Annotated in this window: 10 protein-coding genes and 1 tRNA gene; 4 read left to right on the forward strand and 7 right to left on the reverse strand. The window is 71.3% G+C overall.

The window, feature by feature from the left end:
* Nucleotides 1-13: 13 nt before the first annotated feature.
* The 6 genes from pth to BU204_RS22655 all read right to left on the reverse strand — a co-directional run bounded on the left by pth (nt 14) and on the right by BU204_RS22655 (nt 5,814).
* Nucleotides 14-601 carry an aminoacyl-tRNA hydrolase gene (gene pth, locus BU204_RS22630; protein ID WP_075127735.1) on the reverse strand — a complete coding sequence of 196 codons (588 nt, stop codon included), beginning with the start codon at nt 599-601 and terminating at the stop codon, nt 14-16.
* Nucleotides 602-655: 54 nt separating this feature from the next.
* Nucleotides 656-1,288: a 50S ribosomal protein L25/general stress protein Ctc gene (locus tag BU204_RS22635; RefSeq protein ID WP_075127736.1), complete on the reverse strand. Its 633-nt coding sequence runs from the start codon at nt 1,286-1,288 to the stop codon at nt 656-658.
* Between the two features lie 182 nt (nt 1,289-1,470).
* Complete coding sequence (locus BU204_RS22640; protein WP_075127737.1) at nt 1,471-2,451, reverse strand: ribose-phosphate diphosphokinase; 981 nt, start codon at nt 2,449-2,451, stop codon at nt 1,471-1,473.
* Nucleotides 2,448-3,935 carry a bifunctional UDP-N-acetylglucosamine diphosphorylase/glucosamine-1-phosphate N-acetyltransferase GlmU gene (gene glmU / locus BU204_RS22645; RefSeq protein WP_075127738.1) on the reverse strand — a complete coding sequence of 496 codons (1,488 nt, stop codon included), beginning with the start codon at nt 3,933-3,935 and terminating at the stop codon, nt 2,448-2,450. The genes BU204_RS22640 and glmU overlap by 4 nt, the downstream gene beginning before the upstream one ends.
* Before the next feature lie 54 nt (nt 3,936-3,989).
* Nucleotides 3,990-5,693: a GGDEF domain-containing protein gene (locus BU204_RS22650; protein WP_075127739.1), complete on the reverse strand. Its 1,704-nt coding sequence runs from the start codon at nt 5,691-5,693 to the stop codon at nt 3,990-3,992.
* A gap of 50 nt (nt 5,694-5,743) precedes the next feature.
* Nucleotides 5,744-5,814 (reverse strand) — tRNA-Gln (locus BU204_RS22655).
* A gap of 234 nt (nt 5,815-6,048) precedes the next feature.
* Between BU204_RS22655 and BU204_RS22660 the strand changes: the two genes are divergently transcribed.
* Both BU204_RS22660 and BU204_RS22665 read left to right on the forward strand, forming a co-directional pair.
* Nucleotides 6,049-7,011 (forward strand): acyl-CoA desaturase, encoded by a 963-nt coding sequence (locus tag BU204_RS22660; protein WP_075127740.1) that lies wholly within the window; start codon nt 6,049-6,051, stop codon nt 7,009-7,011.
* A gap of 92 nt (nt 7,012-7,103) precedes the next feature.
* Nucleotides 7,104-7,703, forward strand: coding sequence for a TetR/AcrR family transcriptional regulator (locus tag BU204_RS22665; RefSeq protein ID WP_075127741.1), 600 nt, complete (start codon nt 7,104-7,106; stop codon nt 7,701-7,703).
* A gap of 39 nt (nt 7,704-7,742) precedes the next feature.
* On the opposite strand, the gene BU204_RS22670 is transcribed toward BU204_RS22665, so the two are convergent.
* The gene (locus tag BU204_RS22670) at nt 7,743-8,957 is read right to left on the reverse strand and encodes a PQQ-dependent sugar dehydrogenase (protein WP_075127742.1); all 1,215 of its coding nucleotides are present in this window, start codon (nt 8,955-8,957) and stop codon (nt 7,743-7,745) included.
* Between the two features lie 172 nt (nt 8,958-9,129).
* On the opposite strand from BU204_RS22670, the gene BU204_RS22675 reads away from it, so the two are divergent.
* Together BU204_RS22675 and mfd are read left to right on the forward strand one after the other, a co-directional pair.
* A complete protein-coding gene (locus BU204_RS22675; RefSeq protein ID WP_233160485.1) occupies nt 9,130-9,921 on the forward strand; it encodes an enoyl-CoA hydratase/isomerase family protein in 792 nt (263 codons plus the stop codon).
* 133 nt (nt 9,922-10,054) lie between these two features.
* On the forward strand, nt 10,055-13,606 hold the full coding sequence (gene mfd, locus BU204_RS22680; RefSeq protein ID WP_075127743.1) for a transcription-repair coupling factor: 3,552 nt from the start codon (nt 10,055-10,057) through the stop codon (nt 13,604-13,606).
* The last annotated feature ends 19 nt before the right edge of the window (nt 13,607-13,625 follow it).

The following is a 13,625-nucleotide window of genomic DNA, read 5'->3' on the forward strand; positions in this document are numbered from 1 at the left end:
GGCCGCCTCCGGCTCAGCGTGTGTGGAACAGGTTCTGCGCCGCTTCCAGACCCTTGCCCACCAACGCCTCGGTGGCGTCGGCGCAGTGGTCGATGGTGAACGCCAGCTCCTTGCGTTCGGCTGCGGAGAAGTCGCGCAGGACGAAGTCTGCCGGATCCATCCGTCCCGGCGGGCGGCCTATGCCGAAACGTACCCGGAGATAGTCCCGGGTTCCCAGCGACTTCGTGATCGATCGCAGTCCGTTGTGGCCGTTCTCGCCGCCGCCCAGCTTCAGCCGGACGGTGCCGTACGGCAGGTCCAGCTCGTCGTGCACGACGATCAGGTTCTCCGGCGTCACCTTGTAGAACCGGACCGTTCCGGCCACCGGGCCGCCGGAGACGTTCATATAGGACCTCGGCTTGGCCAGGGCCACCCGCCGGCCCTCCAACCGTCCTTCGAGGACGTCCGCGCCACCCTTGTGCGCCTTGAACCGGCCGCCCATCCGGGCGGCCAGCTCGTCGGCTACCAGGAAGCCGATGTTGTGGCGGTTCGCCGCGTACCGCGGCCCCGGGTTCCCGAGGCCGACCACCAACATCGGTGCGTCGTTCGAAGGATCCGGCATGTGGGGACCTCGCCAGAAGCGAACCGGGCGGCCCCACGGGGCCGCCCGGGTGGCTCAGCTCTCGCTGTCGGACTCGTCGGACTCGCCACCGACCGGAGGCGTGGCGCCCTCGGGGGCCTCCCCGCCGGCCTCCATCTCCTCGGCCGTCGGCGCGACGTTGATCGCGATGACCAGGGTGTCGGGGTCGGTCAGCAGCTCCGCGCCCTCGGTCAGCTCGACGTCCGACGCCAGGATCTGCGTGCCGGCCTCGACGCCCGCGATCGAGACCTCGAACTGCTCTGGGATGTGCAGCGCCTCGACCGCCACCTGCAGCGCCGAGGCGTCCTGGGTGACGAGGGTGCCGGGCTGCGCCTCACCGGTCATCACCACCGGCACGTCCACGGTGACCTTCTCGCCGCGCTGGACGAGCAGCAGGTCCACGTGCTCGATGTAGTTCTTGATCGGGTGCGTGGTGACCGTCTTGGTCAGCGCGAGCTCGGTCCCGTTCCCGATGTCGAGCGTGAGCACGGCGTTCTGACCGTGCTCCCGGACGACCCGGGCGAACTCGATGGCGGGCAGGGCCAGGTGCTTGGGCTCGGAGCCGTGGCCGTACAGCACCGCGGGGATCTTGCCGTCGCGGCGGGTGCGGCGCGCGGCGCCCTTGCCGAACTCGGTACGTGGTTCGGCGGCGAGACGGACCTCGGACACGGTGGTGCTCTCCTTGCTGGGGTTAACTCGGGCGGCGGCGGCCAGCGGCGACGGACGTACGCGCGGCTATCAAGCCGCCGCGTCGATCACGCCAGGCGTGACGCCTGCCCTCGCCGAGGCAACCTCAGCAGTTTACGTTGGCCTCCGGCGGGCGTACGCGCCGGGGCCGGGGTTTCGGCTCGTCAGGCGTTTCCGTCGAACAGACTGGTCACCGATCCGTCCTCGAAGACCTCCTGGATCGCCCGGGCCAGCAGCGGGGCGATCGACAGCACGGTCATCTTCGGGAAGCGCTTCTCGTCCGGGATCGGGAGCGTGTTGGTGAACACGACCTCCTTCGCCCCACACTCGGACAGCCGCTCCGGCGCAGGTCCGGACAGCACCGGGTGCGACGCGGCCACCACCACGTCGCCCGCGCCCTCGGCCAGCAGCTGGTCCACGGCCTTGGCGATCGTGCCGCCGGTGTCGACCATGTCGTCGATCACCACGCACAGCCGGTCGCGCACCTCGCCGACCACCCGGTTGGCCACCACCTCGTTGGGTCGTAACGGGTCCCTGGTCTTGTGGATGAACGCGATCGGCACCCCGCCCAGGTCGTCGGCCCACTTCTCGGCCAGCTTCGTCCGGCCGGCGTCCGGCGAGACCACCGTGACGTTGTCGCTGCCGTAGGTCTCCTTGACGTACCGGGAGAGCAGCGTCTGGGCGAACAGGTGGTCCACCGGCCCGTCGAAGAAGCCCTGGATCTGCGCGGTGTGCAGGTCGACGGTCATGATCCGGTCCGCGCCGGCGGTCTTGAACAGGTCGGCGACGAGGCGGGCGGAGATCGGCTCACGGCCCTTGTGCTTCTTGTCCTGCCGCGCGTACGGGTAGAACGGCATGATCACCGTGATGCGCTTGGCCGACGCCCGCTTCAACGCGTCGACCATCAGCAGCTGCTCCATCACCCACTTGTTGATGGGCTCGCTGTGGCTCTGGATGACGAAGGCGTCGCACCCCCGGACCGACTCCTCGAACCGGACGAAGATCTCGCCGTTGGCGAAGTCGTAGGCCGACTGGGGGGTGATGCTGACGTTCAGGTGCTTGGCGACCTCTTCGGCGAGCTCGGGGTGGGCCCGGCCGGAAAAGAACATCAGGTTCTTCTTCGGCGTCCCGGACTTGGCGTTCACGCGCCCTCCTGGCCCTGTTCGGAGGGGTCCTGCTCGCCGAGTGCCCGCTGCGCCGCCTCGGCCGCCGCCGTTCCCGGGCGCCGGCGCAGCACCCAGCCCTCGATGTTGCGCTGGGCACCGGCCGAGACAGCGAGCGCACCCGGCGGTACGTCGTTCCGCAGCACGGTGCCGGCTCCGCTGTAGGCGCCGTCGCCGACGGTGACCGGCGCCACGAACATGTTGTCCGAGCCGGTGCGCACGTGCGAGCCGACGACCGTGCGGTGCTTGGCCACACCGTCGTAGTTGACGAAAACGCTGGCGGCGCCGATGTTGGACTGCTCGCCGATCGTCGCGTCGCCCACATAGGACAGGTGGGGGACCTTCGAACCGGCACCCACCTCGGAGTTCTTCACCTCGACGAACGTCCCAATCTTGGAGCCGACGCCCAGCCGCGAGCCGGGTCGCAGGTAGGCGAAGGGCCCGACGCTCGCCCCCTCGCCGATCTCCGACTCCCGGCCGTGGGTGCGGACCACGCTCGCCCCCGCCCCGACCGTGACGTCGGTGAGCGTGGTGTCCGGCCCGACCACGGCGCCCTCGCCGACGCTGGTCCCGCCCCGCAGCTGCACACCGGGCTCGAGGACGACGTCGCGGGAGAGCTCCACCGCGGCGTCCACCCAGACCGAGGCCGGGTCCACCATCGTCACCCCGGCCCGCATCCAGCGCTCGAGGATCCGCCGGTTCAGCTCGGCGCCCAGCGCGGCCAGCTGGACGCGGTCGTTCACGCCCTCGACCAGCCACGGGTCCCCGCAGGTCCAGGAGCCCACCCGGTGCCCGTCGCCGCGTGCGATGGCCAGCACGTCGGTGAGGTACTGCTCGCCCTGGGCGTTGTCCGTGGACAGCCGGCCCAGCGCGTCGGCGAGTACCGCGGCGTCGAACGCGTACACCCCGGAGTTGATCTCGCGGATGGCCGCCTGCTCCGGCGTCGCGTCCTTCTGCTCCACGATCCCTGCGACGCTCCCGTCGGCGTCGCGCACGATCCGGCCGTAGCCGGTCGGGTCGGTGACGGTCGCGGACAGGACGGTCACCGCGTTGCCGGCCGAGCCGTGCTCGGCGAGCAGCGCGGAGAGGGTGAGCGTGTCGAGCAGCGGGACGTCGCCGTAGGTGACGACGACCGTGCCGCTCAGTCCGCTTGGCAGCTCGTCCAGCGCGCACCGCACCGCGTGCCCGGTTCCGTGCTGCTCCTGCTGCACGGCGACGGTGATCGTGGTGTCGATGGCCTTGGCGACCTCGTGCAGGTGCTCGGTCACGGCCTCCCGGCCGTGCCCGACGACCACCGCCATGCGTTGCGGGGACAGACCGGCCGCGGCCCGCACGGCGTGCTCGACCAGCGACCTGCCGGCCAGCCGGTGCAGCACCTTCGGTGTCGCGGACCGCATCCTGGTGCCCTCGCCGGCGGCGAGGATGATCGTGCTGACTTCGCCGAGCCCGGTGGAGCCCTCGAGCATCAGCTTTCTCCTCTGGCGTGATCGTTCAAGTCCTGAGAGTTCAGGAAGTCGATCCTACGTGGCCTCAGGGAGCATCCACGCGGGGTCGGGGTCGCCGGGCGCCGGCATCAGCTCGTCACCCTCCGTGGTCGCGATGGCGACGACATCGTTCCCGCCCTTGCGTTTCGCCTGGTACATGGCGGCATCCGCGCGGGCGAGCGCGCGGGCCGCCGTCTCGTCCGCGCGCAGCGACACCACGCCGACCGACAACGTCACACCGCGGGAGAGGTCGTCGGGCAGCTCGGCGACCGCCATCGCCGCGCGGCGCAGCGCCGCGGCCGCCGGCTGCAGCGGTGCTCCGGGCAGCAGCACGATGAACTCGTCGCCCCCGTAGCGGGCCACCATGTCGCTGCCGCGCAGGGTGTCGCGGACCGTGCTGGCGATGACCCGCAGCACGTCGTCGCCCTCGGCGTGGGAGAGCCGGTCGTTCACGCCCTTGAACCCGTCCAGGTCGACCAGCGCGATGGCGAGCGGTCCCCCGTCCCCGGACAGCTCCGCGAGCCGCTCGTCGAGGGCGCGGCGGTTGGGCAGGCCGGTCAGCGGGTCCTGAAGTGCCTGGCGGGCGACGGTGCCGTGCCGCCTGGCCAGCCGCTCGTGCTCGCGCCGGGTGTCCAGCGCGGCGACCCGGGACTCCCGCATGCCCCACAGCTGGGTCTCGAGCTCGGCGACGTAGTGGCGCAGCGCGCTGGCCGTGCGCTCGGCGTCGTCGGCGCCGGAGAGCCGGGCGAACTCCCGGATCAGGCACAGCAGCAGCGAGGGCTCGGCAGCCGTGTCGTCGAGCCGCTTCTGCACCCCGGCCAGCACCTCGACCGACTCCTGGAACCGGTTGGCCGCGGCGAGGCAGCGGGCGAGCGCGATGGCGACGAAGATCACCTCACGCGGTGCGGCGATGTCCAGCAGCCCGGTCAGCCGCTCGACGTAGGCCTCGCTCGGCTGGGCCAGCGCGTGCGCCGCGCCCACCACCGCGATCTGATCGGCCGCCGGCAGGTCGGCCCGGCGCGGGAACAGCGACTCGCGAAACGGGGTCTCCACGTCGGCGGCCATGGCGGCCGCGGTGGCGAACCGGGGTGCCGAGTCCTCGCCGATCCGCTCGAGGCGCAGGCCCCAGATCAGCTGCATGCGGCAGACGGTGATCAGGTGCACGGCGATGTCGTGCGGCCCGGCGCCGCGGCGGATGTGCCGGTGTGCCCGGCGCATCACCTGGTCGCCGACCTCGTACACGCCGAGTTCCATCAGCACCAGGCCGAGGTCCATCAGCGTGGAGGCCATCAGCACGTCCCACACCCGTGGGCCGAACAGCACGTCCGGCGGGACCTTCTCGTCGAGCATGGCGAGCCCCACGGCCGCCTCGGTGAGCGCCATGTCCTCGAAGCCCGACAGCAGCTGCCACTTGGCCCGCAGCGCGTGGGCGTCGGCCTGGAGCACGAGCAGGTCGTGGCGCTCGGAGTGGGTGAGGAAGTCGTCGATGATCCGCAGCGTGTCCTCGGCGCCGGCGTCGTTCACCCGGATCACCGCGGCCGCCCGGAGCAGTTGGCCGACCATGCGCGGGTCGCCGCGCCGCTGGACCTCCTCGAGCAGGCGGTCGACCTCGTGCGTGTGCCGGGCCCGTACCCCGCGCTCGCTCACCTGGGCGATGGCGAGCAGTTCCCGGGCTCGTCCCACGAGCCACGCGTCCGATCGATCGTCCAACGCCGGTAGGTCGACCTCGCCGCCGTCCACGCCTGGCTGCCACCTTCGTGCTGTTGTTTCTCCCGTTCACCGTGAGGCAGCTCCGCCGCCAGGGATCGAACCTGGACCATCAGAACCAAAATCTGAGGTGCTGCCTTTACACCACGGCGGACCGCGGGCGCTCGTACACCGCCCACGAATGGACATCGTGGCATGCATGGCCCCCGCTGGGCAGTGGTACCCGCCCAGAGGATCAAAGCACGGCTGGTCGAGTGTGATCTGGATCACCAACGAGGTGTCTCGCGTGGGGTCTGGACCGTCGGGAGGAGATGAACTTACGCTGTCGTAGGTTACGACCGCGTAGGTGAGGCTCGCCTTACCCATCGCTAGAAGGAGTATCAAGCGTATGACGACAACCCTCGAGCAGACCTCCAGTGGAGATCAGGCCTCGCCCAGAGGGCCGAAGCCGATCACGGTGGGCCACCGCAGCGGGTGGACCCAACTCGGTGTCTACGTGTTCATCCTGGTGCCGTTCGCGGCACTGATAGCGGCTGTTCCGCTTGCCTGGGGTTGGGGTCTGAGCTGGGTGGACGTCGGGTTGGCGGCGTTCTTCTTCTACTTCACCGGCCACGGCGTGACCGTCGGCTACCACCGGTACTTCACGCATGGCTCGTTCAAGGCCAAGCGACCGTTGAAGATCTTCCTGGCCATCGCCGGGAGCATGGCGGTGCAGGGCCCGCCGATCACCTGGGTGGCCGACCACCGACGCCACCACGCGTTCTCGGATCGCGAGGGCGACCCGCACTCGCCGTGGCTGTTCGGCACGGGCCCGCTGGCGATCGCCAAGGGCTTCTGGCACGCGCACATGGGCTGGGTGTTCGACCGCAGCCTGACCAACAAGCAGCGCTTCGCACCCGACCTGCTGGCCGACAAGAACATCGTCCGGGTGAACAACCTGTTCTGGCTCTGGACGATCCTCACGTTCACGCTGCCCGCGCTGCTCGGCGGGCTGATCACGTGGTCCTGGTGGGGTGCGCTGACCGCGTTCTTCTGGGCCGGTTTCGTGCGGGTCGCGATCCTGCACCACGTGACCTGGTCGACCAACTCGGTCTGCCACATGGTCGGCGACCGGCCGTTCGTGAGCCGGGACAAGGCGGCGAACGTCTGGGCGCTGGCGATCCTGAGCTTCGGCGAGTCGTGGCACAACCTGCACCACGCGGACCCGACGTGCGCCCGGCACGGGGTCAAGAAGGGGCAGATCGACACGTCCGCGCGCATCATCTGGCTGTTCGAGAAGTTCGGCTGGGTGCACAACGTCCGGTGGCCGACGCCGCAGCGACTGGCGAAGATCAGCGCCGGCGTCGAGTAATCGGGTCACGAACCGTCGGTGGTTGCCCGTAGGGTGGCCACGTGGCGGTCAGGCGGCGGGAGCGACGCGGTACCCCGGTACCGCGCGTCCGCATGACCGGCGAGGAGCGGCGTCAGCAGCTGCTGGACGTGGCGCGGTCGCTGTTCGCGGAGAAGGGGTTCGACGGGGCGTCGGTCGAGGAGATCGCGCATCGGGCGAACGTCTCCAAGCCGGTGGTCTACGAGCACTTCGGCGGCAAGGAGGGCGTCTACGCGGTCGTCGTCGACCGCGAGATGCACTCCTTGCTGGCCGAGATGACCTCCGCGCTGGCCGAGAACGCCCATCCGCGGCTGTTGCTGGAGCGGGCCGCGTTCGCGCTGCTCGACTACGTCGAGAGCTCGGCCGACGGATTCCGCATCCTGGTCAGGGCCTCACCGGTGGCCTCGGCGACGGGAACGTTCTCGAGCCTGCTGAACGACATCGCCTCGCAGGTGGAGAGCATCCTCGGGGTGCAGTTCAGCTCGCGCGGCTACGACCCGAAGCTGGCCGCGCTCTACAGCCAGGCCCTGGTCGGGATGGTCGCGCTCACCGGCCAGTGGTGGCTGGACGTGCGACGGCCCGGCAAGGAGGAGGTCGCCGCGCACCTGGTCAACCTCTCCTGGAACGGGCTGCGGCACCTGGAGAGCGAGCCTGAGCTGCGCGAGTCCCACTAGTAGTGGCGGTTCAGCGCGGCTGGTCCGCGACCCAGCGGGTCACGCCGGGCTGATCCGCAGGAGCTTGTCGTCCTCGCCGTTGGTGGTGGTCACGTAGAGGGCGTTGCCCGGGCCCATGCGGGCGGCGCGGAGGCGGCCGAACTGGTCCTGGATCTCCTCGGGGATCGTCACCGACTCCACGTCACCCTGGTCGGTCAGGGTGAGCAGGAGCACCTTGGCTCCCTTGAGCGCGGTCACCACCAGCGCACCCTCCAGCGAACCCCACTCGTCGCCCTCGAGGAACGTCGCGGCGCACAGCGCCTCCGTGGTCGGGCCGGACTGCCACTTCGCGGGGACGGCGTCGGGGAAGCGGTCCAGATCGGTCATCGGCACGCTCTCGTCGTAGCCGCCGACCGTGCCGCCCCGGGACGGGTCCCACCCGTAGTTCCGCCCGGCCTGGATCAGGTTGACCTCGTCGTTCTTCTCCGGGCCGTGCTCGGCGGTGAAGATCTGGCCCGATCCCGGCCGGACGGCCACACCCTGGATGTTGCGGTGGCCGTAGGACAGCACGTACCGCTCCCGCTCGTTGGACGAGGAGATGAACGGGTTGTCGGGCTTCGGCTCGCCGGTCTCGAGGTCCAGGCGCAGCACCTTGCCACCGAGGCTGGTGCGGTCCTGGGGGAGCGAGCCGTCGGCGATGTCGCCGGTGCCGACCAGCAGGCTCCCGTCCTCGGCCAGGGTGGGGCGGCAGCCGGAGTGCCGTCCGCCGCCCAGCGGCAGACCGGTCAGCAGCTCACGCTCCCGCCGCGCCGTCGCCCCGTCCTCGGCCAGCCGCCAGGTCACCAGCCGCACGTCGTTGGCCTGGCCGTTCTCGGTGTGCGTCTGGCACGTCGTGAAGCGCCGGGTCTGCTCGAAGTCGGGGTGGACGACCATCCCCATCAGGCCGCCCTCGCCCTCGACCAGCACGTCGGACAGGTCCGCCTTGACCTCGCTGACCGTCGCGCCCGGCTCGGCGCTGGACAGCAGCGCGATCTTGGCCGGCCGCTGGGTCACCAGCACCTTGCCGTCGGGCAGGAACCCGATGTCCCACCCGTGCGACATTCCGCGGGCGACCTCCTCGACCTTGAGCCCCGGGGTCCCGGTCGTGCTGCTCGCGGTGGTCGGTGCCGATTTCGGCTCGCTCTGCGACGGCACCTCGCCGACCGAGGTCTCCGAACACGCGGTGGTCACGGTCGCGGCCAGTGCGACAACGAGAAGGCTCGCCCGGTTTGCCATGGGTCAAGAATGCCTGGTCGTGCGTCGCTCGCCGCGGCCAGGTCCTCCCAGCGCCGGTCGCACGCCGAGCTGTCCACGCCCGCTCGGCGCTGGCCGCGCGGCAGTCACGGTGGACGAGGACTTGTCCGCGCTGCGAGCGGCACTCGGAGCGGCGATCACTACTGTGATCAGCGTGAGCGAGGCTTCCACCCACTTTCCGACCCCCGGCCTGTCCCTCGAGCTCGGCAGTGCGGTCGCCACGCTGACCATCGACCGGCCGGCCAAGCGCAACGCGATGAGCTACGCCATGTGGGCGGCACTGCCGGACCTGCTCGGCCAGGTCGAGGCCGACGACGCGACCCGCGCCCTGGTCGTCCGGGGCGCCGAGCACTTCAGCGCCGGGGCCGACATCGGGGAGTTCGTCTCGCTGCGCGGCGACGCCGACAGTGCCCGCCGCTACAGCGCCGCGGTGCACGACGGGGTGCGCTCGATAGCGGGGCTCGGCAAGCCGACGGTCGCCGCCGTGACCGGGTTCTGTGTCGGCGGGGGCTGCGAGATCGCGTTGGCCTGCGACATCCGGATCGCGGCCGAGGACGCCCGGTTCGGCATCACCCCCGCCAAGCTCGGCATCGTCTACGACCACACCTCGACCAAGCAGCTCGTGGACGTGGTCGGGCCGGCCTGGGCCAGCCAGATCCTGTTCTCCGCCGAGCTGCTCGACGCCGCGACCGCGCTGCGGATCGGCCTGGTCAACGAGCTGCACCCGGACCGGGACGTGGTCGCGAGAGCGACCGAGCTGGCCGCGACGATCGCGAGCCGGGCCCAGCTGTCGGTGCGCGGGTCGAAGACGATCATCGCCCGGATCCGGGACGGCCGGTACGAGGAGGACGACGAGGTCCGGGCCTGGTACGAGGCCTCGGTGACCAGCGCCGACTACGCCGAGGGTGTCCGGGCCTTCCTGGACAAGCGCACACCCCGCTTCTGAGCGGCACCTCGATCGGGTCGCGCGCGAAAAAACCTGTCGGTCCCGGCGCGTAGGCTCGACCCCGAGAACCCCGGCCGGTGGCTCGTCCCGGGCAGGGGTCTGTCGCCGCGCTCGTCCGAGGGGTTCACACGCCGTGTCCGGTCCACTCTCCGGTCTGCTCGAAGCCGTCCTGCCCGATCCCGCCCTGACCACCGTCGTCGAAGCCGTCGGCACGACAACCCTCGAGCTCGAGGGCCCGCCCGCGGCCCGTCCGCTGGTCGCCGCCGCGATTGCCGCCAAGGCCCCGGTGCTGGCCGTCACCGCCACCGGGCACGAGGCCGACGACCTGACCGGTGCCCTCGCCGACCTGCTCGGCAGGGACCGGGTCGCGAACTTCCCCTCCTGGGAGACCCTGCCCCACGAACGGCTCTCCCCGCGGGCGGACACGGTCGCCCGCCGGCTGGAGATCCTGCACCGGTTGGCGAGCGGGAACGGCCCGCGCGTGGTCGTCGCGACCGTGCGCAGCCTCATTCAGCCGATGGCGCCGGGGCTGGGCCGGCTGGCCCCGGTACAGCTCGCCGTCGGCGTCGAGCACGACTTCGAGGAGCTGGTCGAACGCCTGGTCCAGCTCGCCTACACCCGGGTCGACATGGTCGAGAAGCGCGGCGAGTTCGCCGTCCGCGGCGGCATCCTCGACGTCTTCGTCCCCACGAGCGAGCATCCCGTCCGGGTGGAGTTCTGGGGCGACGAGGTCACCGAGATCCGCGCCTTCGCCGTCGCCGACCAGCGCTCGCTGCCCGGCGAGGTCACCGAGTTCACCGCGCCACCGTGCCGGGAGCTGCTGCTCACCGAGGAGGTCCGGGCACGGGCGCTCGAGCTGGCGGCCGAGCACGCCGCCGACGCCCACCTCGCGGAGATGCTGGCCAAGCTCGCCGACGGCATCCCGACCGAGGGCATGGAGGCCCTCGTCCCGGTGCTCTGCGAGGGCGAGCTCGAGCTGCTGACCGACGTCCTCCCGGCCGGCGCGCACGTGCTGGTGATCGACCCGGAGAAGGTCCGGACCCGCGCCCACGACCTGGTGCGCACGGGCCAGGAGTTCCTCGAGGCCGCCTGGATGGCTGCGGCCGGCGGTGGCGGCAGCCCGCTGGACCTTGGCGCGTCGGCCTACCGGGAGCTGGGCGAGACCGCGCGGCACGCCCGCGAGACCGGGCACCCGTGGTGGACGCTGTCCCAGCTCACCACTCCGGACGAGCACGTCGTCCAGCTCGACATCAGGCCGGTCGAGGGCTACCGCGGCGAGGTCGCCCGCGCGTTCACCGACCTGCGCGCACACACCGCGTCCGGTGGTGCCGCGGTCCTCGTCGTGCCCGGCGCCGGCACCGCCCGCCGGGCGGTGGAGCAGCTGGCCGAGGCGGAGGTGCCGACCGTGCTCGCCGAGGACGGGCTGGCCGAGCCGCCGCGCCCGGGCGTGGTCACGGTGACCAGGGGCTGCCTCGAGGAGGGCTTCCTCGCGCCGCGGCGTGCGCTGGTGGTGCTCACCGAGACCGACCTGACCGGTGGCCGGCACGGCACGTCCAGCCGTGACCTCTCGACGAAGATGCCGTCCCGGCGCCGCAACGCGGTGGACCCGCTCGCGCTGCGCTCGGGCGACTACGTCGTGCACGAGCAGCACGGCATCGGCCGCTACGTGGAGATGGTGCAGCGCACGGTCTCCGGCGCCACCCGCGAGTACCTCGTGCTCGAGTACGCCTCGTCCAAGCGTGGCCAGCCGGGCGACCGGCTGTTCGTGCCGACCGACCAGCTCGACCAGGTCTCCCGCTACGTCGGCGGCGAGCTGCCGACGCTGAACAAGCTCGGCGGCTCGGACTGGAAGAACACGAAGTCGCGGGCGAAGAAGGCGGTCAAGGAGATCGCCGCGGAGCTGGTGCAGCTCTACGCCGCCCGCCAGTCCGCGCCCGGGCACGCGTTCGGCGCCGACACCCCCTGGCAGCGCGAGCTCGAGGACGCGTTCCCGTTCACCGAGACACCCGACCAGATGGCGGCGATCGACGAGGTCAAGGCCGACATGCAGCGCGGCGTGCCGATGGACCGGGTGATCTGCGGCGACGTCGGGTACGGCAAGACCGAGATCGCGGTGCGCGCGGCGTTCAAGGCCGTCCAGGACGGCAAGCAGGTCGCCGTGCTGGTGCCGACGACGCTGCTCGCCCAGCAGCACCTCAACACCTTCACCGAGCGCATGCAGTCCTTCCCGGTGACCGTGCGAGGCCTGTCCCGGTTCACCCACGGCCCCGACGCCGAGGCGGTGATCGAGGGGCTCGCCTCCGGCGAGGTGGACGTGGTCATCGGCACGCACCGGCTACTCCAGACCGGCGTCCGGTACAAGGACCTCGGGCTGGTGATCGTCGATGAGGAGCAGCGCTTCGGCGTCGAGCACAAGGAGCACATCAAGGCCCTGCGCACGCACGTCGACGTGCTCACGATGTCGGCGACGCCGATCCCACGCACGCTGGAGATGTCGCTGGCCGGGATCCGCGAGATGTCGACGATCCTCACCCCGCCCGAGGACCGGCACCCGATCCTGACCTACGTCGGCAGCTACGACGACAAGCAGGTCGGCGCCGCCATCCGACGCGAGCTGCTGCGGGACGGCCAGGTGTTCTACGTGCACAACCGGGTCTCCTCGATCGAGAAGGCCGCCCGGCGGCTGCGGGAGCTGGTACCCGAGGCGCGGATCGTCACCGCGCACGGCCAGATGAACGAGGACCGCCTGGAGAAGATCATCGAGGGGTTCTGGCAGCGCGAGTTCGACGTGCTGGTGTGCACCACGATCGTGGAGACCGGACTGGACATCGCCAACGCCAACACGCTCATCGTCGAGCGCGGTGACCTGCTCGGCCTGGCCCAGCTGCACCAGCTGCGCGGCCGGGTCGGCCGGGGCCGGGAGCGCGGCTACGCCTACTTCCTCTACCCGCCGGAGGCCCCGCTCACCGAGACCGCCCACGACCGGCTGGCCACGATCGCGCAGAACACCGAGCTCGGGGCGGGCATGGCGGTCGCCATGAAGGACCTCGAGATCCGCGGCGCCGGCAACATCCTCGGCGCCGAGCAGTCCGGGCACATCGCCGGTGTCGGCTTCGACCTGTACGTCCGGCTGGTCGGCGAGGCGGTCGACGCGTTCCGCAGGCACGCCGGCGCCGAGCCGGGCGAGGAGGAGGCCGAGCTCGCCGAGGTGCGGGTGGACCTGCCGATCGACGCCCACATCCCGCACGACTACGTCCCGGGCGAGCGGCTGCGTCTCGAGGCGTACCGCAAGATAGCGGCGGCGGCCGACGCCGAGGGTCTCACCGCGGTGGAGGAGGAGCTGAAGGACCGGTACGGCGCACCGCCGGAGCCGGTGCGCCGGCTGTTCGCGGTCGCCGCGTTCCGCCAGACGTGCCGCCGGCACGGGGTCACCGAGGTCACGATGCAGGGCAACCTCATCCGCTTCGCCCCGCTCCCGCTGCGCGACTCCCAGACGGTGCGCCTCAAGCGCCTCCACCCCAAGGCCACGTTCAAGACCGTGTCGAACCTGGTCTCGGTACCGCGCCCGACCGAGGGCGCGGCCGGCGGCCGCATCGGCGCGCCCCCGCTGCGCGACACCGCCCTGCTCGACTGGTGCGCGAACCTGCTCGGGTCGCTGGAGATCGCCCCCGCCCCGGTCGCCTAAACGTGTCCCGCCCGACGCG

Source organism: Actinophytocola xanthii, assembly GCF_001921205.1.
GTDB lineage: Bacteria > Actinomycetota > Actinomycetes > Mycobacteriales > Pseudonocardiaceae > Actinophytocola > Actinophytocola xanthii.

Coding starts and splice junctions, on each gene's coding strand:
- pth (WP_075127735.1), bottom strand. CDS start 601: ATGCCGGATCCTTCGAACGACGCACCGATGTTGGTGGTCGGCCTCGGG.
- glmU (WP_075127738.1), bottom strand. CDS start 3,935: ATGCTCGAGGGCTCCACCGGGCTCGGCGAAGTCAGCACGATCATCCTC.
- BU204_RS22660 (WP_075127740.1), top strand. CDS start 6,049: ATGACGACAACCCTCGAGCAGACCTCCAGTGGAGATCAGGCCTCGCCC.
- BU204_RS22665 (WP_075127741.1), top strand. CDS start 7,104: ATGACCGGCGAGGAGCGGCGTCAGCAGCTGCTGGACGTGGCGCGGTCG.
- BU204_RS22670 (WP_075127742.1), bottom strand. CDS start 8,957: ATGGCAAACCGGGCGAGCCTTCTCGTTGTCGCACTGGCCGCGACCGTG.